This is a genomic window from Streptomyces mirabilis, assembly GCF_018310535.1.
Classification (GTDB): Bacteria; Actinomycetota; Actinomycetes; order Streptomycetales; family Streptomycetaceae; genus Streptomyces.
Map to the genome: position 1 here is coordinate 334588 of NZ_CP074103.1, position 23123 is coordinate 357710.

Annotated in this window: 29 protein-coding genes; 12 read left to right on the forward strand and 17 right to left on the reverse strand. The window is 70.8% G+C overall.

Features of this window, described 5'->3' with window-relative positions; translation table 11 throughout:
- The first annotated feature begins 95 nt into the window (after positions 1-95).
- The 11 genes from SMIR_RS42210 to SMIR_RS42260 all read left to right on the forward strand — a co-directional run bounded on the left by SMIR_RS42210 (position 96) and on the right by SMIR_RS42260 (position 9075).
- Positions 96-587: a LuxR C-terminal-related transcriptional regulator gene (locus SMIR_RS42210; RefSeq protein WP_190148949.1), complete on the forward strand. Its 492-nt coding sequence runs from the start codon at positions 96-98 to the stop codon at positions 585-587.
- Positions 584-1222 carry a hypothetical protein gene (locus tag SMIR_RS42215; RefSeq protein ID WP_212728760.1) on the forward strand — a complete coding sequence of 213 codons (639 nt, stop codon included), beginning with the start codon at positions 584-586 and terminating at the stop codon, positions 1220-1222. The genes SMIR_RS42210 and SMIR_RS42215 overlap by 4 nt, the downstream gene beginning before the upstream one ends.
- 95 nt (positions 1223-1317) lie before the next feature.
- Complete coding sequence (locus SMIR_RS42220) at positions 1318-1773, forward strand: hypothetical protein (protein WP_024127140.1); 456 nt, start codon at positions 1318-1320, stop codon at positions 1771-1773.
- Positions 1774-1925: 152 nt separating this feature from the next.
- Positions 1926-2450: a hypothetical protein gene (locus tag SMIR_RS42225; protein WP_249938711.1), complete on the forward strand. Its 525-nt coding sequence runs from the start codon at positions 1926-1928 to the stop codon at positions 2448-2450.
- Positions 2451-2778: 328 nt separating this feature from the next.
- Complete coding sequence (locus tag SMIR_RS42230) at positions 2779-3396, forward strand: DUF6624 domain-containing protein (protein ID WP_212728762.1); 618 nt, start codon at positions 2779-2781, stop codon at positions 3394-3396.
- Positions 3393-4322: an endonuclease/exonuclease/phosphatase family protein gene (locus SMIR_RS42235; protein WP_103546306.1), complete on the forward strand. Its 930-nt coding sequence runs from the start codon at positions 3393-3395 to the stop codon at positions 4320-4322. The genes SMIR_RS42230 and SMIR_RS42235 overlap by 4 nt, the downstream gene beginning before the upstream one ends.
- A complete protein-coding gene (locus SMIR_RS42240) occupies positions 4319-5155 on the forward strand; it encodes an endonuclease/exonuclease/phosphatase family protein (protein ID WP_212728763.1) in 837 nt (278 codons plus the stop codon). The genes SMIR_RS42235 and SMIR_RS42240 overlap by 4 nt, the downstream gene beginning before the upstream one ends.
- A 54-nt stretch (positions 5156-5209) precedes the next feature.
- Positions 5210-6103 (forward strand): endonuclease/exonuclease/phosphatase family protein, encoded by an 894-nt coding sequence (locus SMIR_RS42245; protein ID WP_212728764.1) that lies wholly within the window; start codon positions 5210-5212, stop codon positions 6101-6103.
- Positions 6104-6129: 26 nt separating this feature from the next.
- Entirely contained in the window at positions 6130-7026 is an 897-nt protein-coding gene (locus SMIR_RS42250; protein ID WP_212728765.1) for an exonuclease/endonuclease/phosphatase family protein, read from the forward strand.
- Positions 7027-7058: 32 nt separating this feature from the next.
- Positions 7059-7625, forward strand: coding sequence for a DUF6302 family protein (locus SMIR_RS42255; protein ID WP_024127147.1), 567 nt, complete (start codon positions 7059-7061; stop codon positions 7623-7625).
- Positions 7626-7770: 145 nt separating this feature from the next.
- Complete coding sequence (locus SMIR_RS42260; RefSeq protein ID WP_024127148.1) at positions 7771-9075, forward strand: NsdA family TPR-like regulatory protein; 1305 nt, start codon at positions 7771-7773, stop codon at positions 9073-9075.
- A gap of 82 nt (positions 9076-9157) precedes the next feature.
- Here the strand turns inward: SMIR_RS42260 and SMIR_RS42265 are convergent, their stop codons facing one another.
- The 5 genes from SMIR_RS42265 to SMIR_RS42285 all read right to left on the reverse strand — a co-directional run bounded on the left by SMIR_RS42265 (position 9158) and on the right by SMIR_RS42285 (position 13557).
- Positions 9158-10120 (reverse strand): SAM-dependent methyltransferase, encoded by a 963-nt coding sequence (locus SMIR_RS42265; RefSeq protein ID WP_249938712.1) that lies wholly within the window; start codon positions 10118-10120, stop codon positions 9158-9160.
- A gap of 235 nt (positions 10121-10355) precedes the next feature.
- The gene (locus SMIR_RS42270) at positions 10356-10928 is read right to left on the reverse strand and encodes a nitroreductase family protein (RefSeq protein WP_006378663.1); all 573 of its coding nucleotides are present in this window, start codon (positions 10926-10928) and stop codon (positions 10356-10358) included.
- Entirely contained in the window at positions 10925-12199 is a 1275-nt protein-coding gene (locus SMIR_RS42275) for a cation:proton antiporter (RefSeq protein WP_024127150.1), read from the reverse strand. Before SMIR_RS42275 ends, SMIR_RS42270 begins: the two co-directional genes overlap by 4 nt.
- Before the next feature lie 74 nt (positions 12200-12273).
- Positions 12274-13140, reverse strand: coding sequence for a dimethylarginine dimethylaminohydrolase family protein (locus SMIR_RS42280; RefSeq protein WP_212728767.1), 867 nt, complete (start codon positions 13138-13140; stop codon positions 12274-12276).
- A gap of 129 nt (positions 13141-13269) precedes the next feature.
- Positions 13270-13557 (reverse strand): GFA family protein, encoded by a 288-nt coding sequence (locus tag SMIR_RS42285; RefSeq protein WP_024127151.1) that lies wholly within the window; start codon positions 13555-13557, stop codon positions 13270-13272.
- A gap of 830 nt (positions 13558-14387) precedes the next feature.
- On the opposite strand from SMIR_RS42285, the gene SMIR_RS42290 reads away from it, so the two are divergent.
- The gene (locus SMIR_RS42290) at positions 14388-14657 is read left to right on the forward strand and encodes a hypothetical protein (protein WP_212728768.1); all 270 of its coding nucleotides are present in this window, start codon (positions 14388-14390) and stop codon (positions 14655-14657) included.
- A 64-nt stretch (positions 14658-14721) separates the two neighbouring features.
- Here the strand turns inward: SMIR_RS42290 and SMIR_RS42295 are convergent, their stop codons facing one another.
- From SMIR_RS42295 to SMIR_RS42350, 12 genes are all read right to left on the reverse strand, one after another.
- A complete protein-coding gene (locus SMIR_RS42295) occupies positions 14722-15414 on the reverse strand; it encodes a DUF305 domain-containing protein (protein WP_212728769.1) in 693 nt (230 codons plus the stop codon).
- Positions 15411-16067 (reverse strand): thioredoxin-like domain-containing protein, encoded by a 657-nt coding sequence (locus SMIR_RS42300; protein WP_212728770.1) that lies wholly within the window; start codon positions 16065-16067, stop codon positions 15411-15413. Before SMIR_RS42300 ends, SMIR_RS42295 begins: the two co-directional genes overlap by 4 nt.
- A 100-nt stretch (positions 16068-16167) precedes the next feature.
- Positions 16168-16596: a hypothetical protein gene (locus tag SMIR_RS42305; protein WP_212728771.1), complete on the reverse strand. Its 429-nt coding sequence runs from the start codon at positions 16594-16596 to the stop codon at positions 16168-16170.
- Between the two features lie 53 nt (positions 16597-16649).
- Complete coding sequence (locus SMIR_RS42310; protein ID WP_212728772.1) at positions 16650-18587, reverse strand: copper resistance CopC/CopD family protein; 1938 nt, start codon at positions 18585-18587, stop codon at positions 16650-16652.
- On the reverse strand, positions 18584-18805 hold the full coding sequence (locus SMIR_RS42315; protein ID WP_212728773.1) for a hypothetical protein: 222 nt from the start codon (positions 18803-18805) through the stop codon (positions 18584-18586). The genes SMIR_RS42310 and SMIR_RS42315 overlap by 4 nt, the downstream gene beginning before the upstream one ends.
- Positions 18802-19014: a hypothetical protein gene (locus tag SMIR_RS42320; protein WP_212728774.1), complete on the reverse strand. Its 213-nt coding sequence runs from the start codon at positions 19012-19014 to the stop codon at positions 18802-18804. Before SMIR_RS42320 ends, SMIR_RS42315 begins: the two co-directional genes overlap by 4 nt.
- A 13-nt stretch (positions 19015-19027) precedes the next feature.
- The gene (locus SMIR_RS42325; RefSeq protein WP_212728775.1) at positions 19028-19279 is read right to left on the reverse strand and encodes a glutaredoxin family protein; all 252 of its coding nucleotides are present in this window, start codon (positions 19277-19279) and stop codon (positions 19028-19030) included.
- Positions 19276-19956: a peroxiredoxin family protein gene (locus SMIR_RS42330; protein WP_212728776.1), complete on the reverse strand. Its 681-nt coding sequence runs from the start codon at positions 19954-19956 to the stop codon at positions 19276-19278. The genes SMIR_RS42325 and SMIR_RS42330 overlap by 4 nt, the downstream gene beginning before the upstream one ends.
- A complete protein-coding gene (locus tag SMIR_RS42335) occupies positions 19953-20921 on the reverse strand; it encodes a cytochrome c biogenesis CcdA family protein (protein WP_212728777.1) in 969 nt (322 codons plus the stop codon). The genes SMIR_RS42330 and SMIR_RS42335 overlap by 4 nt, the downstream gene beginning before the upstream one ends.
- Before the next feature lie 92 nt (positions 20922-21013).
- Positions 21014-21991 carry a M56 family metallopeptidase gene (locus SMIR_RS42340; protein ID WP_212728778.1) on the reverse strand — a complete coding sequence of 326 codons (978 nt, stop codon included), beginning with the start codon at positions 21989-21991 and terminating at the stop codon, positions 21014-21016.
- Positions 21988-22359 (reverse strand): BlaI/MecI/CopY family transcriptional regulator, encoded by a 372-nt coding sequence (locus tag SMIR_RS42345; protein WP_212728779.1) that lies wholly within the window; start codon positions 22357-22359, stop codon positions 21988-21990. Before SMIR_RS42345 ends, SMIR_RS42340 begins: the two co-directional genes overlap by 4 nt.
- A 49-nt stretch (positions 22360-22408) precedes the next feature.
- Entirely contained in the window at positions 22409-23050 is a 642-nt protein-coding gene (locus SMIR_RS42350; protein ID WP_212728780.1) for a class I SAM-dependent methyltransferase, read from the reverse strand.
- Between the last annotated feature and the right edge of the window lie 73 nt (positions 23051-23123).

Consider the following 23123-nt stretch of genomic DNA (forward strand, 5'->3'; position numbering starts at 1 on the left):
GCTACCGCGTCGGCGGAGACAGTGCTTGCCGTCCCCGCCGGCGCACCTCCACCACCCCGCGTTCGTCACACAACATCGCCGACCCAGGACTCCACATGACCACCGCCCTGCCCGCCACGACCCTCACTGCTGACCAGCGGCGCGTCGCCGCGCGACTCGTCTACGGCGTGTCCAACAAGGCGATCGCCAGCCAGGTCTGCCTGTCCGTGGATGGCGTGGCCAGCCACCTCGGTGCGGCCCGCAAGAAGATGGGCTGCCCGGGATCTTCGCGCGCCGTCCTCGTCCACACCCTTCTCGCCGCCCGGGAGGTTCCCCCACCGGCCGGCAGCGGGACGGTTCCGGCGTTCACCAAGCACGAAGTGACGGTCATACGGGCCATCGCCAAGCACACCCTCAACGCCGACATCGGGAATGCCATCGGTGTGCCGGCCGACGACGTGCGCGCCGAAATCGACGCCACCGTGGACAAAGGGAACGCCCGCAACGCAACCCACCTGGTCGGGCTGGCACACACGTGGGGCATTCTCGGCACCTCGGACACTCAGCCCGAGACCGAAGCAACGGCTACGGCGGAGCCCGCCCGATGAGCGCCCAGGGCAGCTTCCATGACGGCGACCGGCGACAATCTCCGACGGGCCGTAGGCCCACGGCGCCCGTATACGAGGTGCTGCCGATCAACACCGACGCCGCTCGCGCTGAAGCCGCGGCCCTGGCCACAGACCGCGCCCACCTGCTCGCTGGACAGGGCATAACCGTCTCCGCCGATCGCGCCAATGCCCTTCTCCGGGAAGCCGGCGCCCTTGGGTTCTACGAGGGCGGCATCCTCGTCGGCGCTCTTGTCCTGCACAGAGATCCGGATATGCGGCACTGGGGCGCCGACGGCCGCGATCCGGGACTTCTGGTCTCCCTTGACCCGGTGACGGCCGGGTCGAGCCAGGTCGGACGGATGATGACCCTGTGGCTTGCCGATTACGCGGCCAACAGCCGGCTGATGTGGATCTGGTGCGATGTTCCGTGCCAGCCCGGAGCCGCCGATGAGGCAGCCCAGTGGTTACTGAAGTACCTGTGCGACCTCGGGTGGGAGACCCGATCGCCGACCAGTCGGAGTCCGACCGGTGAACGCGTCGTCCGTCTGCGGCTGCGCGCCCACGCCAGACCCGCGCTGACAGAGGCGATCTACGATCCGCACGCAGTCGGGCCCCCGGCGGTGAAGGCGCTATGACGGCGCTTCACCTCGTCCGCCCAAACCCGCTCCGAGAACCTCCACGCGCTGTCGCTGCTGCGCTCCTGCAGCCCCGATCCCACAAGGACACATTGATGCGCTTGACGTCCTCCCCGTACGAATCCCCGTCCCTCACCTTGCCGCCGTGGGTACCGCCGCCTGGCGGCCTACGTACCTGGGGGTGCGGCGAGCACTTCGACGCCGTACGGCTCCCGGCAACCCTCGCACCTCCGCTGATCGCCTTACTACAGGCCGCCGGTGGGCACGGGCCGGTGCTCGCCGACCCCTACAGCGGCAGCTGGCACATCCTCCTCGACCCCGACACCGTCCGCCCCGGGCCGTGGGCCCGTCACGGGATACGCCTTCTGCGGCCCGGCACCCGCCTCACGATCCCCGCCGCACAAGTCACCGCCGGCACCGACCTGCACTGGCACACCCCGCCCGGCGCCGGCTACACCCACGCCGAGCTGCTCAACGGCGCGCTCACCGCTCCGTCCGGCCTCACCAGCACCCCGCGCCGCGCCGCCCCGCGCCCCAGGGCCAGCCGGTGACCAACAACGCCTCCATAGGTGCACCCGGCACCCTCCTCGGGCCTGCGCCAAGCCCTCATTCCGCCGGAAGCTCCGTGCACCCCACCACACCTCCGTACCTGATCCGTCACCTGGACGGACGTACCGAATACGAAGTGCTCAGCGCCCAGGTCATGACTTGGCGCCGAGAGCGCGAGCTGCCCGCGGAGAGCGCCCGGCCGATACTCGATTCCTTGCGCGACGAGCGCGAGATGGCCGTCCTTGTAGACACCGACGACAACGCCTTCGTCGCCTGCCTCCAACTCGATCGGACCGCTCTGGCCGCGCCGCCGTGGACGGACTCCGACACCGCTCAGCCGACACTGGCGTTGTCCTGCGCCGCTGCCGCCCCAGGCGTCGGCTACAGGATCGGCTGGCTCCTGACGATCTGGGCCCGCCATTACGCCGCCCTGTGTGACTACACCCGGGTGGCGTGCACGGTCCCTCTTCGCCACGACCGCGATTCCGCCGGCGAGCGCCTCATCGGTCATCTGGTGGACGAGTGCGGGTGGAACCGTCACCGGTCGGCGGGCCCGCCCGACGGACGGGTCGTCCTGCTGACCGCAGATGCGTGCCGCGCGGACAGTCTCGACGCCTTCATCACCACGGAGATCCCCGTACTGCCCGCAGTGTCCGCGGAGAAGGAGCCCGCTTCATGAGCAAGGTGACCCTGCCGGACAGGCCGAAAGGCGGTCGGGCACTGCGGCGGCACGGCGGGGCCGTCCACTCCAGAGGGGGCGGTGCCGTGAAGACCCGGTTCTCCCTGAGCGGTGACCTCTGGCTACGGGTGTCGCTGCAGCTGACACGTCTTCTGCTCACGGTCCGCGTGCCGCCCCCGGGGTTCCGCGACATAGGGCCCTTCGCCAGCTTCAACACCCCCTCATCCCCCACCATGACTCCGCTTGCGCGGGCTCAGTGCCGCCACGGGCAGACTGGCTCCACAAAGCGCGGCCGTTGGTCGGCAGGACCCTCCAGGCCGGTGACACCGTGAGCGAGCCGTACGAGTCGAGCCCGAGTCACGCCGCGTTCGCTGCCGAACTGCTGAGCCGCGTGGAAATCACCAGAGAGCAGTGGCGCACGCCCGGGCCGGAACGCGTCCGCATGGCAGCAGATGCCCTCGCGGCCACCCAGAAGGCGCAGCAGGACAACGCTGTGGCGCTGCACCGGATCGTGGAGAGTCTCAGGCAGTGGCCGGGACACCGGACGGTGGGCCAGGACGCCTGCCAGGCGGCCGTGAGAATTGCGGTGCACTGCGACCACGACCCGGCTTTCCAGCAGAGGCTTCTGCGACTGCTCCAAGTGGCCGTAACAGCGGGTGACGCCACTCGTGCCCAGCTGGCCCACCTGCACGACCGCTGCCTCGTCAACGCCAGACAGCCCCAGCTGTACGCCACCCAGCACTGGTACCGCTCTGATGGGCAGCTCCAGCCGCACCCGATCGCCGACCTCGCGCAGCTCGACACCCGAAGGGCCGGCGCTGACCTGCCCCCCTACGCCGAGCAGGCCCGGCACCTCCGCGAGCGCCACGGGCCGCTCGGCTCCTTATCGACCTCCGCTACAGCGGACCCGATCCCCTTCTCCTTGCCCGAGAGGTGCGCGGCATGAACGAATCGATCACCGTTCTGAACTGGAATCTGGAGAAGGGCATCAACCTCGAAGCGGGCGCCCGCTGGGTCCAGGAGCAGCGCCCCGACATCTTCTTCCAACAGGAAGTCCAACCGGACCAGCTCGCCCGGGTGTCGGAACTCCTGGACATGGACGGCCATATCGCTGTCCCGCGACCCGGCAGCTCCAACGACAACGCGATCTTCGTCCGCCGCGATGGACCGCTGGTGTGCACGGAGGAATACCCGCAGGCATGGGCACCCTGGCACGCGCCGGCGAACCTCGCCGTCCGCCTCCGCGACGCTGACGGCACCCTCAGCCCCCGGCAGATCAGCGCCGTCAGCATGCACACCTGCTACTGGTCGCCCGAGCACCGCCTGACCGAGTCCCGCTGGTGCACCACTCTCGCCAAACCCGGCTGGCTGGCCATGATCTTCGGCGACTGGAACAGCTATCGCGTCGGCACGGACATCCGCTGGGACGACTACACCGACCACGCCTTCGTCGCCAACCGCACCTACGACTGCGCCGGCCGGCGGCACACAGACGTGCGCCCCGACCGTGAACTGCTGGCGGCCGGCTACGTCGAGATGGCACGCCACGCCGCCGAGCACCTCGATCAGCCCGAAGCTCTGGCCCCCAGCTCCGGCTACCGCGACCACCCCGGCCGACCGAAAGGCCCCAGGTACTGCATCGACCGCGGATACCTCAGCGCGGAACTCGCCCCAGCCCTGACCAGCTTCACCGTCTGCGACAGCCCTGAATTGCGCCGGCTGTCCGACCACCTGCCTCTGCGTGCCGAGTTCGACTTCGCGCAGATGCGCACCATCCTGCACCGGTCTGCAGCGATGTATCAGCCGCACGACAACCGGCACGCCGCGTCGGTCCGCGGCCGCCACCCGGCGGCTGCCGGCGGTGCGGCATGACCATCACCGTGCGGCTGGGTACGTACAACCTGCTCAATGGCGGCGGTGAACGCTGGCGCGCCCAGGCGGAGTTCCTGCGGGCGCAGAACCTGGACGTCCTGTGCCTGCAGGAGGCGAAGAGGTGGGACGAGGGCGGCTACGCCCGCATGCTCGACTTCGCCGAACTTCTTGGAATGCAGGCGCAGTTCGCCCCGTCGAATAGCCACAACTGCCACCTGGTCACGCTCTACCGGTGGCCCCGCGTGCGGTGCACGGCGTTCCACCCCGATGTCGCAGAAGGCACCTTCCACCACGTCGTCTCGCGGGCCCACCTCACCGTGGATGGCCGCGAACTCACCGTACTCAACACTCACCTGGCGCCCTTCAGCGGCAGCAGCCGCTCCCGCGAAGCCGACTGGCTGACCGAGTACGGCGCCGCCGGCCGGCGCGTCGTCCTGGCCGGAGACCTGAACGTCCAAGGTGTCGTCGACGAGGAGCTGGAGGACTGGGGAGTCATTCCGGCCGAACTGCACTCCCGCCACCGGTCGCAACTGGCCGACGGCAGCTACGGCGGCAGTGACCGCCTGGCGATGGCCAAGCTCGTGCACGCAGGCTTCATCGATCCTGTCGCGGCGCTCGGCATCCCGGTGCCACGCACGGCCGGCTACTGGAGCGACGCCGAGCGGTGGGACCACCGCTCGGATCACATCCTCCTCGCGCCGGACCTCGCTCCTGCCCTCACCGGGTGCGAGGTCCCCGATACCGAGGAAGCCCGGGGCCTGAGCGACCACCTGCCGTTCATCGTCACGCTCGAACTGCCCCAGGCGGATGCAGCTCTCACCCCCGACCGGTGAACCGCGCCGCCGCGCCCGTCCACCGTCGAGACCGTCAGCAAGGAGAACCAACACGTGACCGATGAACTGCGCGTCGTCTGTTGGAACATCGAGCACAACGGCCGCGGCCCGAGCGGAGGCGACGACCACCGCGACCTGGCCCGCGACATCCTCGCCGCCATCGAACCGCACATCGTGCTGCGCCAGGAGCTGACAGGCGCGTGGGACCGGGGGAAGGCCGACCTGTACGCCGAGGCCAACCGGCTCGGCGGCCTCACGCCGTTTATGGCCGCGCCACGCGAGGGGCGCAGCCGCAACCCCGTCGGCGTGATGGTCGATCCCGCCCTGTTCCTCGTCGACGGCGAGTTCGAGCACGACCTGGCGTGGAAGCCGATCTGCAATCCCCGTGTCCGCCTCAAGGGGTGTCCGAAGTCACTGGATCTGGCGTCGGCCCACCTGTGCCACTTCGACCCGGACATGCGCGCGACCGAGGCGAGGCGGCTCACCACGCTCGCCGACCACGGCCGGAGCGCCCTCGTCGGGATGGACGCCAACAGCTACCCGCACCAGACGGCGCTGGAGTCCGTGGCGCTCCCGGACTGGGACAAAGTCGCGGACCGCGTCCACTACCAGCACCGCACCATCGAGCGCGACGGCTGCCGCGTCTCGGACACCCGGCCGGATGAGATCCTCTCCGGCGGCGATCCGGTCTTCACCGATCTCGGCCTGCACGCCGCCACCACCCTCGGCCGGCCCGGCGCGCTCGCGGCGACGGCGAGTCTGAAGCGCACCGACCAGGGGGCGGCTCAGCGCATCGACCGCATGTACTGCACCCCCGATCTCGCCCCGGCCCTCATCGGCTTCGACGTCCTGGCGACCGACGAGGTGCGGGAGGTGTCCGACCACGCCCTGCTCGTCGCGCGGTTCGACCTCAACGTCCTCCGCCAGGTCCTCACGCCTGCCCGCTGACACTTCTATCTCTGGGGGAAATCTCCATGCTCATCAACGCGGCGATCTGCAACTTCGAGAACAACGGCGGCGGCGACCGCGCACTGTGGCAGCGGATGCACGACAAGTTGGCGTCGCTCGACCTGCATCTGCTCCTGCGGCAGGAGGTGTGGAACGCGCAGGACGACGGCAACGCGCTCGCAGACGCGGCCGAAGCCGTGCTCGGCATGGCCGGACTGATCGGCCCCGAGTGCTGCACCGCCCTCTACCACGACACCAACCTCTTCACCCCCGTCGGCGAGTTCCCGAAGACCGGCCCCATGTGGGTGCTCCCGCCGACCGTGCGCAGCCTGCAGCTCGCTGGCACAGCCCCTGGCGCGGTCCCGTTGATCGTGGGCTCGTACCACCTCAACTACGGCTCCACCACCACGCGCCTGTCGGAGGCCGAGCGGCTGACCCAGTGGAACGACAGATGGGTCAAGGTCGACGGCCGGCGCGTCCACTACCCGGCGCTGCTCGGCGGCGACAACAACAGCTACCCCGTGCCCGGCACCCCGGGGGATCCGGCCCTGCCCGTCCTGGAGGAGATCCCCGACAAGCCCCACCGGGCGCACCGCTCCTACATCGGACTGGACAACGTGCGCCGGATGGACGACCGACCGGACGACACCCTGCGCACCGCCGGCCTCCAGGACGTCGCCCGCCACCTCGCCACCACCGCGGGCAACACCGCCGCAGTCGCGCCGACGGTCGACGCCTACGAAACGCACGGGCCGGACTCGCGCATCGACCGGATCTACGCCAGCAAGCAGCTCCTGCCTGCCGTGCGCGAGGTCGAGGTCATCAATATGAAGGGCTTATCCGACCACCACACGGTCGTGGTGCGCCTGGACCGGGACACCCTCACCAACATCCTCAACAACCCGATCAGCCGCACGGCATGACCGAAGGCCACGGCGGAAGGCACACGCTCCGCATGCCCCGCTCCCTGGTCGCGCGCATTGCCGCGCCGCTCTGCCGTCCCTCGCCCCAGGGGTGTGCCGAGGACTACACCTGGTTCCGGCAGCGCCTTGCCGAACCGGACCTCCTCGACTGCGCGGTCGGTGTGAAGGTGGACGGCGACGTGCTCCTCGCGGTGCCCGTCGGCGGCACCCGCAGGGGTGGCTACCTGTCCGTGGGCACCGTGACCGACGCCGTGCGTGTCTGGGCGGCCCTTCGGGGTCGACCTGGCTTTCCGCGTATCCGGCTCGGCCTGTCGGTCTACTTCGACACCTGTCACACCGTCGACTGGGGCCCTCGACAGCCCTGGGACGACGCAGAGCGCGGCAAGTACTTCGGGTACGCGCCGTCCGCCATCCACGCCTTTCTCCGTCACGTCTCGATATACGACCAGCATCCCGAGCCCGCAACGGGCGAGACGGACCCGATCGGTGGGCGGACCGGGCAGCAGGATCCGCTGCTGTCGGCGACCCGGGGCACCTGGCCGGCGATCGGCACTCCTTCACCTCTCGTCATCCGCCGTATCTCGAAGGACCAGCGATGACCGTCAGCCGGACAACGCTGGTCCTGGAGAGCGTCGGCCCACAGGCCCGCCGAAGCCGCAGCAAGCCGAGGCACCCGGGCGCACGGGGCCCAGCCGTCGACGCTCCGGTTCTCTTCCTGTCCCCACCGGGATGGGCGGCGCGACGATGAGTCCGAGATCGGAGCGCAACGAGGTCTTACTCAAGCACCTTGAGATGCTGGACTGGTCGATGAGCGGCTTCGCCCGCCGGATCGGCGCACGGTGCGAAGCGATCCGTCTGCCCTATTCGGTGGTCACGAGCACCGTCTCGCGGTGGTGCAAGGGCGCGACGCCCGGCGACGACCTGGCAGCCGCCGCATGTTACGTGCTGTCGGCAGCGCTGAACCGGGTCGTGACGCCGGAGAGCTTGGGCTGGCCGTCTGACACCGGCCTGGTCGCGGCACAGTCGTTGGAGTACTTGGACGTCCCCCACGCCGTGCGCATGCTCTCCAAGCTGTGGGCCTTGGATGCCATGCGCAGGCGCAACGTGGTCAAGAGCGCGTTCTCTCCGAGCGTGTTCGGTCCTGCGTCGCGGGAGGCACTCGTGATGCCGGCGGACGCCGTTATCGGTGGCCAGGGACGGCACAAGGTCACGGCGGCGGACATCGACCTGCTTGACGAGCAGACCAGGTTGTACGGAAGGCTGGACTCGCAGCACGGCGGGGGCAAGTTCCGCGGGGTGTTCGCGTCGATGATGGACACGCACGCCACGCCGATGTTGAACGGGAGCTTCTCCGCGCGGACCGGGCGCCGGCTGTACGGCAGCGTGGTGGACGCGGTACTCGCGATGGCGTCGATGGCCTACGACGACCAGCTCCCCGGCCTGGCCCAGCGATACGACCTTCAGGCGATGCGGCTCGCCCAGGCGATCGGCGACCGCGCCCGCATCACCCGGGTCCACATCCACCAAGCCCGACTGGCTGCAACCCAGGGCGGGCGGGCCGACGTCCTCGCGCACGCCCGCAGTGCTGTCCTGGCGGCCGAGGGGACGCCTCCCCTCGTCAGGGCCTACGCGTGCGTGACCGAAGCGCGAGCATGGGCGCTGAACGAGCAGACAGACCATGTCGTGGCTGCGGTGAAGCGTGCCCGCGAGTTCTTCGCCCGCGCTCAGAGCAGCACCGGCCCGACCTGGCTGGAGTGGTTCGACCTGCGCGAGTTGGAGGGGCAGGCGGCATGGGCATTCGCCGTGGCAGGGCTGGCCGAACAGGGGGTACAGGCCCTGAAGGAGGCGTCGGCCCTTCCGTCGGACCGGACACGGGACACGGTTGAACTCCTGATCACCGAGGCCGAGCTGGCCCGGCTGCGCGGCGACTCGGCTGAGCACGCGACTGCCTCGAAGCGCGCCTCCCAGGCGTCCCAACACCTGATGAGCCGGCGGCTCTCCGAACGTCTCGACCACTTGAAGGCAGGCGAGCCGCTACGCGGCTTCTGACCTGTGCTGTACGCATCCGAGGCCAGAGGCCGCCACGTCGTGCTCTGACCCGGCTGCGAAACCCGCCTGCCCTGGGCGTCTGTCAGCTTGTCGGGAACAGGCTCCGGTAAATCCAGTGGGCCCTGAAGGGACCGCCGTGGTGCGGGGATTCCAGGGAGCCGTGGTGGCCTTCTCCCTTCGGGGTGTGCAGTGCGGCACTGAGTTGATAGTCCGGATGAACCCCGTCGTCGCTGAGAGCGGCCGCGAAAGTGAGTTCCAGGACGTCTCCAGGAGCGACGGGCCTGGGGCTGTCGAAGAGCGGCAGGTAGATGGTGGCCCAGTTCGTCTTCATGTGCAGGGCATCCAGTGGCTCTTCGTCCGGCAGGCACCAGAGATTGAGCCATGTGAGCACGCCGTCCACGCGGCCGGGCCGCGTGATGACCAAGCGCGTTGTCCTGCGCTGCTCCGTCCGCAGATCGCCGTTGAAGTCGAGCACCTCGACGGGCACGCCTTCGGAGAGCAGCGCCCCGATAGAGGGGTTTTCGACCCTGAGCCGCACGTCGAAGGGCGTGCCGTGCCAGTCGAAGATGCTCCGTAGGTACGGAAGGGATGCCTCGGCGAACGCCACCGGCTGCTCGGGAAGCAGATCGGACAGGCAGGCTGCTGCGGCCAGGGTCTCCGCGCGGTGGGGCACCACGAGTCCCCCGGGCGCCAAGAGGCGGCTCCGGGCATCGGTCAGGACGGCCGCCGCGCCTTCGGCGCCCGCCAGGGAGCCGATGATCTCCGCGACGCAGACATCGGCTCTGGGCGCGAACTGGAGGTTGGTCGACTGGCCGTGCAGGAGCGTGATCCGGTCCTGTGGGTCGAAGGCCGACAGGTTTGCCGCCGCCTTGTGGAACGCGTCCTCAATGACCTCGATGGCCACAGCGTGCCGGGCGCCCGCCTGGACTCCTTCGCGCGCCCAGAGAAGGTCTTGTCCAGTCCCGATGTCCAATATGCGCCTGTTTGGGGCGAGGTGGGACAGTGCCGTGCGAAAGCGCTTGTTGCGTTCGTCGTCGGTGGTCATGGTCGTGTAGAGGAACGGGTCGTAGATGGGGTACTCCCCCACGCTCGGCCACAGGGCGGGACGTCCTTCCTGCTCGGGTTCGGGGTCCACGCTCACGCGTACGGGGCGCCCGTGTGTCTCGATTTGGTGGATGTTGTGCATGGTCGGCCTTTCACGGTGGTGCTCAGCAGGGTTCGGTCTGGCGCCCGCAGGAGCTGTCGGGCCTGGTCTGCGTGTCCGAGTGCTGGCGGGAGGCTCAGCCGCTCGCATCGTCGGGCCAGGTGATCTTGACCGTGGTGTCGAGCGGAGGCCGTTCAGCGGAAGTGCCGGGCGTACAGCGGGTGCCGACGTACAGCCAGCCCAGCAGCTGCTCCCCATCGGCGACGCCGAGGTACTTGCGGACCTGGGGGGCCTGGATTGCGGACCCGGTGCGCCAGATCGATGCCCAGCCGTGGCTGTGCAGGAGCAGCGACAGCATGGTGACCATGCCGGTGGTGGCGGCCAGCTGCTCCCAGTCGGGAACCTTCGGATGGTCGGGTACAGGGCAGTGCACGATCGACAGGAGCAGCGGGGCGCGTAGAGGCTTCGCGGCGGCGCGCCGGGCCTGCTCCGGCGCGGCGGCTTCGCCGAGCACCTCACCGAGTCGGGCCCGCTCGTCGCCGGTCACCGCGATCAGCCGCCATGGGTGGAGTCGCCCGTGGTCGGGTGCGGTGGCCGCGGCCTGGACGAGGCGCTCCAGGTCGTGGCGGCCGGGCGCGGGCTCGGTCAAGCGGGGGGTACTGCGCCGACTGAGGACGGCTTCCAGAACCGGGTTCGGAGGCGGGGTCATCCCGTGGCCTCTCGGGCGGGGTCACGCTCGGATTCGGCGTGCGGGGCCGACGGGGTCATCCTCGGGTCGTCGCCGGCAACGCGCCTGAGTATCGGGGCGGTGGCTGCGGTGGTGATGACGGTCATGACCACCAGGAGGGTGAACAGGGGCTCGCTGATGACGCCGATCTGGATGCCGATGCCGAGCACGACGAGTTCGGTCAGGCCGCGGCAGTTCATGAGCGTGCCGACGGCGGCCGACCAGCGCCAGTCGAAGCCGGTGAGCCGCGCTGCGCCGGCAGCGCCGCCCCATTTGCCGATGACGGCGATGCCCAGGATCGCCGCTCCCCAGCCCCACTGTCCGGCCGGCAGTGTGGAGAGGTCGGTGTGCAGGCCGGTGTCGACGAAGAACAGCGGCAGCAAGAGGGGAAGGACGACAGCGCGGATGCGGGCGGCGCTGCGCTCGACGGCCCGGAGGCCCCGGGGCGCGCATGCGCCGAACAGGAAGGCGCCGAAGGCGGGGTGCACGCCGATCTGGTCGGTGGTGTAGGCGCTGAGGCACAGTCCGGCGAAAAGCAGGACCAGGACGAGGTCGTCGGAAGTGCGGCCGGCGCGTTCGAGCAGGGCGCGCAGTGCCGGGCGCAGGGCGGTGAGGCCGGCGGCGAAGGCAGCGGTCAGGGCGAGGGTGGTCAGGGCCGACAGGGCGGTGCCGGAGGTGGACAGGGCGACGACCGCGGTGAGCAGGCACCAGGCGAGAGCGTCGTCGGTGGCGGCGCAGGCCAGGGCGAAGGCACCCAGGGGCGTGGTCTCCATGCCTCTGTCAGCGAGGATCCGTGCGAGGACCGGGAAGGCCGTGATGCTCACGGCGACGGCGACGAACAGGGTGAACGGCAGCCGGCCGACCCCGTCGGGGGCGAAGTGCGGGTAGAGCGCCGCGGCCAGGCCGGCGCCGAGGGCCATGGGGAGCAGGACGCCGCTGAGGCTGACGGCGGCGACCGCGCCTCGGCTGGTGCCCAGGGTACGGAGGTCGAGTTCCAGTCCGATCAGGAAGAGGAACGTTAAAAGGCCCAGGTTGCCCAGGGCGGAGGTGATGGGCAGGACCGAGGGCGGCAAGAGATGGTGCTGGACGCTGGGGGCGAGCCAGCCGAGCAGCGAGGGTCCGAGCAGGATCCCGGCCAGGACTTCGCCGATGACCGGCGGCTGGCCGAATAGCCGTACGGCGCTCCCGCCTACCTGGCAGGCGAGGACCACGACCGGGACGGCGAGGAGCACGGGCAGCAGCGAATCGGACACGGCAGCTCCGGGAGTCGGGGCGGATGGCCGCGCGGCGGGACGGCAGGCGGGCGCCGGGCGGGGGATGGAGTGGATCAGGCGCGGGTCAGCGGCAGAGTGGTGCAGCGAAGCGAGCCGGGGATGCGGGTGACCTCGGAGTAGTCGACGGCCAGGACCTCGAGTCCGCGGCCAGCGAGCTGCGCGGCGATGCGGTCGCTGCCGACGGCGATGATCACGGTTCCCGGCGCGAGCGCCAGGACGTTGGCCTGCACAGCACGGGCTTCGTCGTCGTGGACGTCGATGAGGTCGAAGTGCAGCTCGAACCAGCGCAGTTCGGCGGGCGGGAAGACGGCGCGGTGGATGAGGGCGGTGTCGGGGGCGACGATGGTGAAGTGGTCGTCCAGGTGGACGATGCCGTCGACGGCGAAGCGGACCGGGCGCACTTCGCGGGCGACGCCGTGGTGGGACAGAGCCTGTTGCAGCGCCGTGACGCCCTTGGGGGATGTCTCCTCACCGAGGCCGACCAGGACGGTGTCGGTGTGGAGGATAACGTCACCGCCCTCGATGGTGCCCTCGTCGAGATGAACGACGTGCGGGGCCTCGGTCATGAGCGCGGTGAGCGCGTCAGCCTCCGGGAGGCGGTGAACCGAGTTCAGGCGTGCCATGACCAGGACGTGGTCGATGACGAAGGCGATGTCGCGGGGGTAGTGCTGGACCGGGCAGCCCGGCGCCGCGTCGAGGAGGGTCACCTCCGTGCCGCGGCTGCGCAGCAGGTCGATCAGGGTGTCCTGCTGGGCGCGGACGGTGGCCGGGTCGTACGGCCTCCAGGAACTGGTGGTCTTCTGGCGGGCCAGGACGGGATGGACGTCGGGACCGTCGAGGTCGGGGGTGACATCGCCGGCGTAACGCAGAGCGACGTGGCGCAGGGCGCCGTACTCGCTGGTGGCGTGCGGGATGAGCACGATGAGCCCTCCTGGGTCTGGTGCTGGGCGGGTCGAACGGCGAGACGGACGCGGCGCAGACGAGCCCAGGAGGGGCGGGGTCCGGGGGCCGGCAGGTCAGGCTGCCGGCCCCCGGAGGTCTCGCGGGTGTCAGCCGACGGGGCTCTTCTTCTGGGTGTCTGGGACCTGGGGCAGCCAGCGCACGTTGTTGTCGCGGAAGGACTGGTTGACGGGGACGAGGTCGGCTCCGCTGGTGTTGTCCAGGGCCGTGACGACGATGCCGAGCTCGGGGACGTCGCTGTCGATCGCCGCGAGGCGGCTGCCGCAGTCCGGGCAGAATCCGCGCTTGGCCTCGCCCGGGAACGTCTCGAACCAGGTCGGCTCGACCCCGTTGGTCCAGGTGACACCGTCCGGAGCGAAGCCGGCCCACCACATCATCGGCCCGCCTCCGAGCTTCTGGCAGTGCGGGCAGCTGCACGTTTCCCTGTCAAGTCCATGTGTTCACGTCTTGTGCCTCCTCTGTGTGGTCGCGTGCGGTGGCGGCCGTCGAAGGAGTGGGACGGCCACCCAACAGTTCGAACGAGCAGTTCCTGCCAGGTCGACTGTGCCTCGTTCACCGGCGCGATGTAGGCCGCTTCGATGAAATTGATGAACCTGTGTAGGTTCTCGTCGCCGAGCACGTTCCCGATGCAGAGCGGCTCTCAGTTCTTCGCTGATATCCCGGTGTTCCACTCACTCAGATTCTCCGAAGTGGCGCGCAATTCTCAAAGTCCTGGGATGTGGCCGTTCGCTATCTTCTCGTCAGGTGTCGACGGCCCGAATGACTCGAGGAAGTAGCCCAGCGCGTTTCCGAAGTCGCCCTGGTTGAGCATCCCCTGGACCGTCTTCGGACTACCGCACGGTTCTCGCAGAGTTCTCCGTCATCCTGGTCGCGCAGGTCCCACCGCGGACCCCGGCCCGGGAGTTGGCGCCCTGATGACGGGCGAGGACGGGATGCTGGCCGGGACCATCGAGCGTGCGGGTGAAGCTCGGGGTGGGCCGCGGCGCGTTCGGCGACGAGGTCGGCATCGGTCAGGGGCGGGGAGTGCTCGGCGCTCGCCCGCATCAACTCCAGCCACACCGCCTCCTCGACCGCCACGTCCGCGAAGGCGCCCGCACCGGCCAGCGCTCCCGCCGGCAGGTCGGCCGCGAGCGCGCCCCGCCACAGGTCCACAGCAGTCCCCACCCTCGTCTGCTCGGCCGGCCGGAGCGGGCCGACGCCGGTGCCGGTGTGCGGCGCGCGGGCGGCGATCGCCTCCAGCAGGCCGGAGACCGCAGCCCGCATATCGTCCGCTCAGGCCCAGAGCATCGCTCAGCAGTGGCTGCGTGCTCGTGGCAGCACGCTGACTGCTGGTGACCCGGAGTCCTACCCCGGCTACTACACGCTGCACACCATGCGGGACGGGAAGATCAGCGGCATGCTGTCGGTCAACTCCAGCACCGGCCAGGTCTGTTACCACACCTGGCACGGCACCTACATCACCATGAGCCAGCGGTGAACCACAGCCGTGGCGGCTGACCACGTGGCATCCTGAGTGCCTCGGTCGGGCCTTGGACGGGGCGTCACCGCGGTGTTGACCCACGGGCGCGCAGTAGGTCGGTCATGACCTTCATCTCCGACTGCTGGGCGTCGACCATGCCCTGGGCCAGCTTCCGCTCCTGGGGGACCGTGCACTGCTGGGTGCAGGCGCGGGCCATGTCGATGCCGCCCATGTGGTGGTCGTACATCAGCTGGAGGTAGAGAATCTCTGCCTGCTTGCCCGTGAGTTTGCCGAGTTGGTCGAGTTGGGTGTTGGTGGCCATGCCCGGCATGAGGGAGCCGTCCTTGATCTGGTGGCCCATGTGACCTTCTTGCATCCAGGTCATGTAGCCGTCGGGGGAGGTCACGGGCAGGTTCCACAGGTCGAGCCAGCCGAGCAGCATGCCGCGTTGGTTGGCCTGGGTCTGGGCAATGTCGTAGGCGAGGCGCCGTACCTCGTCGTTGGTGGTGCGGTCGCGGACGATGTAGGCCATCTCCACGGCCTGTTGGTGGTGGACGGCCATGTCACGGGCGAAGCCGGCATCGGCGGAGGCGGCGGTGGGCTCGCTGACCGGCTTGGTGTCCTCGCTGCTGGTCGCGGCCAGGAGCCACAGGCCCAGGACGAGGGCGATCAGCGCCGCCGCGGCGGCCACCAGCCACCGGCCCGGGGTGGGCTTGCGGTCGTGTCCGTCGCCGAGGTCCGTCTCGGCGTGTGTGGGGGTGGTCGTGTGGGTCATGATGCGGTCAGTCCGTTGGTGCAGGCGGCGCCCGGTTCGGGGGTCTGCGGGCCCTGGACGTACTTGGTGAGGAACTGATCGACTCGCGGGTCGGAGGCCGTGTTCACGCTGAGCTGGTGGCCCCAGGCGGTCAGCATGATGGTTCCGGACTCGGTCTTGTCCGGGCTCATCAGCGTGTACGGGGTCTTGGAGACCTTGCCGGCGAGGGTCTTGATGTCGGCGGCGGTGGCCTTGTCGTTGTAGGTGACCCAGACTGCGCCGTGTTCGAGGGAGTGGACGGCGTTCTCGTTCGGGATGGCCTTGGTGTAGACGTTGCCGTTGCAGGTCATCCAGACCGGGGCGTGGTTGCCGCCGACGGGCGGGTTCATCGGGTAGTTGACCTTGGTCTGGACGTGGGTGCGGCCGAGCTTCTTGGCGTCCCAGGTCTTCTCGCCGCTGATCGGCTTCGCCGCGGCGGCGGCCTTCTGGTCCTGCTTCTCGTTGGCGTTGTTGATGGCGTACACGCCCCAGCCGACCAGTGCGGCGACTATGGCCGTGCTGAGGGTGATGGTGATGATGCGGTTTCTGCGCTCGCGGGCCTTCTCGGCGCGGCGCATCGCCTCGATGCGCGCCTTGCGGTCGGCGGCGGTCTGCTTCTTGCTGGTCCTGGCCATGGGGTACGTCCTTGTCCCCGCCGCGCGGTGTCGTCGGGCGGCGGTGGGTGCAGGGGTGCGTGGGTGGATGTCCGTCGCGCGTATGTGCGCGGCATGCCGGTCAGGTCCGTTGCACCTGCAGGACGTGGAGATCGGGGGCGCCTCGGGTGGGCGGGGGGTCGGCCGACCACGAGGGGGTGTCCGGCCTCGGCGGGCTCGGAATGAGGGGCAGGATCGCTGGCGGCGGTTGGGTGGGCGCGGCGAGCACGGCTCGTACGCCGTGGGCGACCGGGTCGCAGCACACGTCACCGGCCGGGCAGTCGGCCTGGTGCGCGATCGCCTTGATGTGGTGTGTCGCGGAGGGGGTCGTCTGGGCCGCCGTGGCCGACATCGTGGTCATGGGGGCGGCAGCCTGGTCGCTGGCGTTGTGCGCCGTGTAGCCCAGGCACATCACGAGCGCCGCGAGCAGCACGGCCAGGGCGGGGCAGAGCGCCGCGACCGGCGTGGTCCACCACGCGCCGCGGTGCCTGCGCTGCGTCCGGCTGCTCATCACGGTGATGCTAAGTGCTACCTGTGATCATACTTTCGGCCCGGTTCGTGCGGTCAGTGCTCATGGCCCTCCTCCTCCGGCTCCGGGTAGACGAAGGTGCGGGTGACCAGGTGGTTGGGCGCGGTGAGCGTCTCGTGCAGGATCCGGCCGGTCTCGTCGAGGGTGAGATCCAGCTGGGTGTGCTCGGCCGGGTAGGCCAGGGCGAGGCGGCGGTGGCCGTTCTCGTCGGGCAGCCGGGTGGTGACCGGGGCGGTGCCGCTGCCATACGGCTCGGCGGCCAGGAACGCCTTGCCGCTGATGGGGAGCTGCTTGAGGTCGCCCAGTCCGCGCGCGGTGTTGCTGGTGACCAGCTCGTGCAGGGTGAAGCGGGGTGCCTTCTTCATCGCGGCGACCGTCTCGCGCAGCAGGGCGGCGTCGGGGCGGGAGGGCCAGGTGATGGCCAGGCCCGCGCGGCCACCGGCCCATTCCTCGCCCGCGGAGGCGGTCAGGGTGAGGTGGCTGGTGCCCTTGCGCCAGGTGAGCGGGGTGTAGAAGCAGCCGGTGCCGCAGCCGCGGAGCTTGAGGGCTCGGCGGGTGCCGCGCGGATCGGCGAGGGTGGCGGACAGGCCGTACGGCTGCTTCGAGGTGTCGCCGGCCTGGGGTGCGGTCAGTTCGACGATGAGCTGGCCGGTGCTGGCGCGGGCGCTGATGCCGATCTCCCCGGCGCGGGTGCCGGCGGACACGACCCGGCCGGTGGTCGGGGGTGCGAAGGACAGGGGGCGGTTGGTGTCCGCGGGCGCGCGCAGAATGGTGAGGGTGGCGGACAGGGCCAGGACCACGGCCAGCACGGATGCTTCGAGGCGCGCCGGGCGGTACGGGAGCCTGCCGGCCGTACGGTGCAGGCGGCGCCGTGCCGTGTAGGCGAGGGCGGCGACCAGCGCGACCACGCCGGTTTTGACGAGGAGGACCTGACCGTAGGCGGTGGTGAAGACGTCGTCGAGCGGGACCAGCAGCAGGGCGGCGATGACGCCGGTGGTGACGACGGCCGCGAACAGCCACGCGGCGAGCCGGGCATACGCGAGCAGCAGCTTGCGGGAGGCAGCGCGCTCGCCCCGCCAGGCCAGCATCGTGCGCAGCACCTGGACCAGGGCGCCCGTCCACAGGGCGGCGGCCGCGAGGTGGACGAAGGTCAGCACCGGTCCGGCGACGGCCTGTTCGGCCTGCGGGTGCGCGCGCAGCGCCTCCGCGACGACCACCGCGGCCAGCGGAACGACAGCCCAGGCCCGCCGCCGGCGTACGGCAACGGCCACGGCCGCCAAGGCGAAGCCGGCCACCTCGATCAGCGACAGCACGCCGGGGCGGGTGTCGATCGCGGACCGCAGGGAGCCGTCGCCGATCACCAGCGCGGTCAGGCCGAGGGCGGCCGCGCAGCCGACGAGGGCGGCGGGCAGGGCCCAGGAACGCGGCCGCCGGGCCGGGGCATCGGGGACGCGGGCGGCGAGTCGGCTGAGCGTGGCCTCGCCGAGAAGCAAGGCCAGGGCGGTGAACAGCAGCCAGCGCAGGATCGTGGTGGGGACGGGGTCCTTGGCGGCGGTGCTCTGGCCGGAGGTGAGGGCGACAGAGCGCGGGCCGATGGCGAAGCGGTAGCTGCCGGTCATGATGTCGCCGTCCTGGGCGGTGACCTGCCAGTCGACGGTGTGGACGCCCTCGGCGAGCTTGCCGCGCACGGGGAGAGTGAGGGTCCGTCCGCCCTGGCTGCGGGTCGGCTTGCCGAGCCCGGCCGCGGGCGTGAGGCGTAGGGCGGAGCTGCCGACGCCGACGGGCTGGTCGAAGACGAGGACCAGCGAGGTCGGGGAGTCCGGGACCGTGGCGTCCGCGGCCGGGCTGGTGAACAGCAGCGTGGCGTGCGCGGAGGCCGGGCCGGCGGTGCCCAGCAGGACGGCCAGGACGAGCGAGGCCACGGCGAGGAGCGCGGCGGCGGGGCGTCGGAGGGCTGGTGCGAGGACGGTCACCGGTTAAGGGTCTCCGGTCTGTCAGTCGGGTCGGGCGGCGGGGTGGTCTCGCCACGCAGGCGCCGGAGCTCCTCGCGGGCGGCGCGCAGCTCCTCCTGCAGCCCGGGATCGGGCGCGCTGTGGCAGGAGCGGTTGCGGACCATCGGGCGGACGCAGCACCACCAGGTCAGGGCGACGGCGAGGACGGTGGCCGCGAGGGGGAGCCAGATGCCGGTCATGACGGGTGGTCCTGGCGCGGGTCGTCCTGCGGGGCGCGGTCGGCGCGCAGGGCATCAATCTCCTTGCGCAAGCGCAGCAGTTCCTGGCTGTCGGCGTCCGTGCCGGGCTGGGTCTGGGCGCCGTGCTTGGGGCGCATCATGAACCACATCATCAGGCCCATGCCGACGGGGCACGCGAGGGCCGGAAGTATGTACAGCAGCTGGTCCATGGCGGACGCTCCTTCAGAAATGGGAGAGGCGGGACAGTTCGCGGCGCAGGGCACGCTCGGAGAGGCGCCCGTACGCGATGAGCCGGTCGTCGTGGAGGAGGCCGGGGGCGAACAGCAGCCGGTGGCGGCCAGCCAGTTCGCGGCCCTCGTCGGTGTCCAGCGACACCTCGGTGACCTCGACATCCGCATCGGCCTCGGCCAAGAGCTGCTTCGCGCGGTCGCACCACGCACAGTCCGCTTGGGTGAGGAGCGTGAGCGCGATCACGACTTCACCCCGCCCTTGAGGTCGGCGAGGAGCTTGTCGACGGCGACGTACATCGTGTAATCGGGGGCGCCGCCGTAGTCGGCGCGCCAGCGGATCGTGCCGTCCGGCCCGACCAGCAGGAAGCTGTGGCCGTCGCGCGAGGTGCCCATCATCCCGTACTGGTTGGCCCCGTACTCCTTGGAGACCTTCAGGCCCGGGTCGGACAGCACCGGCGTGGCGAGGCTCATGTCGCGGGTCTTGCGGGTGATCAGGTCGGCGGGGTCGGTGGTGATGGATACGACCTGGTCGATGCCGGCGGCCTTGACCTCGGCGGCGGACTTCTCCAGGGCCGCCATCTGGTCCCAGCAGGGCTGGCAGGTCAGGCCCTCCTGGAAGTACAGCAGCACGTTCTTGCCTCGGAAATCGCTCAGGCTGACCTGCTTGCCGGTGGACGCGGCGAGCGTGAACGCGGGGGCGGTCTTGCCGATGCCGGGGCTGCCGACGTCGTACGACGTCGCGCTGCTGGAGGTGTTCTTGGCCGGAGAGGTGGAGAAGACCACGTACAGCACGACCAGCGCAATCGCGGCAACCGCCGAACGGATGATCCATGTCAGGCGGCGTCGCCTGGCTTGCTGCGTGGCGGCAATCACGGCGTCGGGCCGCCGCAGCGGTGGCCTCTTCTTGCTGGTGGTGCTCATGCGGGGCGGTCCTCTCCGGCGGAGGTGGGGACGGTCATGGCGGGCGGCTGCGGTGCGTCACAGCAGTCGGCGGGGGAAGCCCCCGCCGCGGCGCCGGGGAAACGCCGGGCGGGAGCGGTCAGGTGGGCGCGCGCCTGCCGGAGCAGGAAGGCGGCGAGCGCGACGAGGATGAGCGCCAGGGCCCAGCCGGGCAGCCAGCCCAGGGCCTTGGTGACCACGGACGCGGCGTGCTGCAGATCAGCGGCGACCCGCACGCGCCAGCCGCCCGAGGCCATGTCGGGGCCGCGCACGGCCTGGACGAGGGTGAGCGCGCCCATCGCGATGAGCAGGATGCCGGAGGCGGCGCTGCCCAGCGGCATCCGCCGCCGCAGCCGGCCGAGGCGCAGGGTGACCTGCCGGCCCTGGAGCAGGCGGCCGGCACTCCAGTCGCGGCGGTCCCAGACCAGGGCGAGCAGGCACAGCGGGGCGACCATCCCGGCCACGTACGTCAGTGACACGGCGAGCGCGGCGGGGAAGGAGGCGGCGGCACCGGAGAGAACCGCTACCCCGGCGAGGACCGGCGCGCAGCAGGAGCTGGCCGCGCCGGAGAACACGCCGAGCCCGTAGACCGAGCCGAAGCCGTGCCCGGACGGGGCCCGGCCCGCGATCATCGGCAGCTGCGGCTTCCACCCGGCCAGCAGGGCGATCCCGCCGACCGCCATCGCCGAACCGCCGATCGAGAACACCAGCAGGTGGTGACCGGAGATCAGCGAGACGAGGGCCGTGGCGCCGAGCCCGATCGGCACGATCACCGTAGCCACCCCGGCGGCGAACACCAGCGTCGCGGCCAGGATCCCGGTGCGGCGGCGGAACCCGGTCGCCAGGTACGCGGGCAGCATCACCGACACACAGCAGGGCGCGAGCAGTGCCACCACTCCGCCGAGGAACGACGCCAGCAGCGTGGTGCCGAACAGCAGCTCTCCCATGCGGACGACGCCTCTCCTCACCGAAACCTGAACTCCTAAGGAGATTAGGTCAACGGCTGTGGTGGTGTCCAGACAGAGGCTTGCGGTGCTGGTCAGCGCATGGTGGTGACCTGGGCGGCGGGCGTGCCGTCCGGGCAGTAGTTCAGCTGCGTCGCGGCCGCCGCAGGGCCGCCGACGACCAGCAGCGGCACGGCGAGCGCCACGGCAGCCGTCAGCGAACCCGCCGCGACGCGGAGGCGGCTCAGCGGGTGATGCGGCTCGATGAGGCGGCGTACCCGGCGGGCGGCGGTGGAGCCGCCCGCCGCGAGGGCCACGGCCGGAGTGTGTCCGCCGGCGACCGCGAGCAGCGCGGCGGCGGTGGTCAGCCGTCCGGAGCGGCCGGCGGCCACATCGTCGGCGCGCATCTCCACCAGCCGGGCGATCTCCGCCTCAGCGATACGGAACAGGGGGATCCGGGGGAAGGCGCGGGCGAGCGTCTGCGCCCAGGTCAGCACGGCGTCGTGCCGCTCGGCCTGGTGGGCGTGCTCGTGGGCGAGGACGGCCGTGAGCTGGTCGTCGTCCAGGGTGTGCAGGGCGCCGGTGGTGATGACGGTGCGGCGGTGGCGGCCGGGCAGGCAGTAGGCGGCGGGCTCGTCGTGGTCGAGGATGACCACCCCGCGTACGGGGTCGGCGCGGCCGACCATGTCGAGAACGTCGCGGTGTTCCCGGCGTTCACGGCGGATGCGCAGGAGGGCCGAGCCCGCGCACCAGGCCACCCTGCCCAGCACGGCCAGGGCCAGGGCGGCTCCGGCCGCCCCGGCGGCGGCTCCGCCCGGTGAGGCGTATTGCGCGGTCAGCGCCATCACGCACGCCTGCAGCACCGCGGCGAGGTCGGCGCTGACGCGCACGGTGGGTACGGTCAGGGCGAGCCCGGCCAGGACGGCGGCGGTGAGCGCCGAGGCACCCAGCACCTGCCAGACCACGATGCCCAGCCGGGGTGCCCGCTCGGCCCAGCCCGCCCCGCGCAGCAGTCGGGGTGCCAGGGTGCACAGCAGGACGGCGTACGCGAAGAGGACGGCGGCGACGATCACTCCGACACCTCCCTGGCCACGGCCTGGCCGAGCAGCCGGTGCAGCTCCTCGGCCTCGCCCGGCTGCATCTGCTGCACGAACCGGGCCAGCGTCGCGGTGCGGTTCCCCGCCACGGACAGGGCCTCGTCCAGCAGCCCGGCGACGTACTCCTCGCGGCTTCTGGTGGCCCCGTACCGGTAGGCCCGGCCGTCCTTCTCCTTCGACAGCCAGCCCTTGCGGAACAGGATCTCGGTGACCGTGTGCACCGTGTTGTAGGCGGGCTCCGGGTCCCGGCCGAGGCGGTCGAGGACCTCGCGGACACGCAGCGGCCTGCCCGCATCCCACACCGCATCCATGATCGCGGCCTCCAGCTCACCGAACTGCGCCATACGTCCTCCTCCCGGACCGAACCCCTGCCCTGTCGACATCCTAAGCGGCCTAGGTGGACGGCCGGGCGGTCCCGATGATCGACGGGGAACCGGGATTGGCCCGCCCGTTGATCCGGAAGACGAAGCGGCGGACCTCCTTGACGGTGAAGCCGGCTGCCTGGATGGCCCGTTCGGTGTCGCGGGTGACGTTGCAGCCGCCACCCAGGGTGCGCCACAGCGGGTTGACGATCCGCTGCAGCCGGAAGAAGCGCGGGTTGTCGGAGCGCACATGCTCGTAGAAGCGCAGCTCCCCGCCCGGCTTGAGAACGCGCCGAGCCTCGGCGAGTGCGGCCGGCACGTCCGTGATGGTGCACAGCACCAGCGAGAACACCGCCACGTCGAAGCTGTCGTCGTCCGCCGGCAGCTCCTCGGCGCGGCCCGCTCGCACCTCCACCGGTACGGCGGCGTTCGCGGCGGCCTGCTCGGCGACCGCGCGCAGCCTCGCCTCCGGCTCGACCGCAACGACCTGCTCCACCTCCGCCGGGTAGTGGACGAAGTTCGAGCCCAGGCCCGCGCCGATCTCGATCACCCGCCCGTGGATACCGGCCAGCATCTCCTGGCGGTGTTCGACGGAGCCGTGGGCCTCGGCGAAGGCGTTGATGCGGGGGTAGATCCGGGCGAACAGCGGGTGCGACACGGCGGCTTTGGCCATGACGTCCTCCTCGGTCGCGGCGAAGGGAGGCCCCTCCACTTCACCTAACCAGGTTAGGAGTATTGTCGCGGGG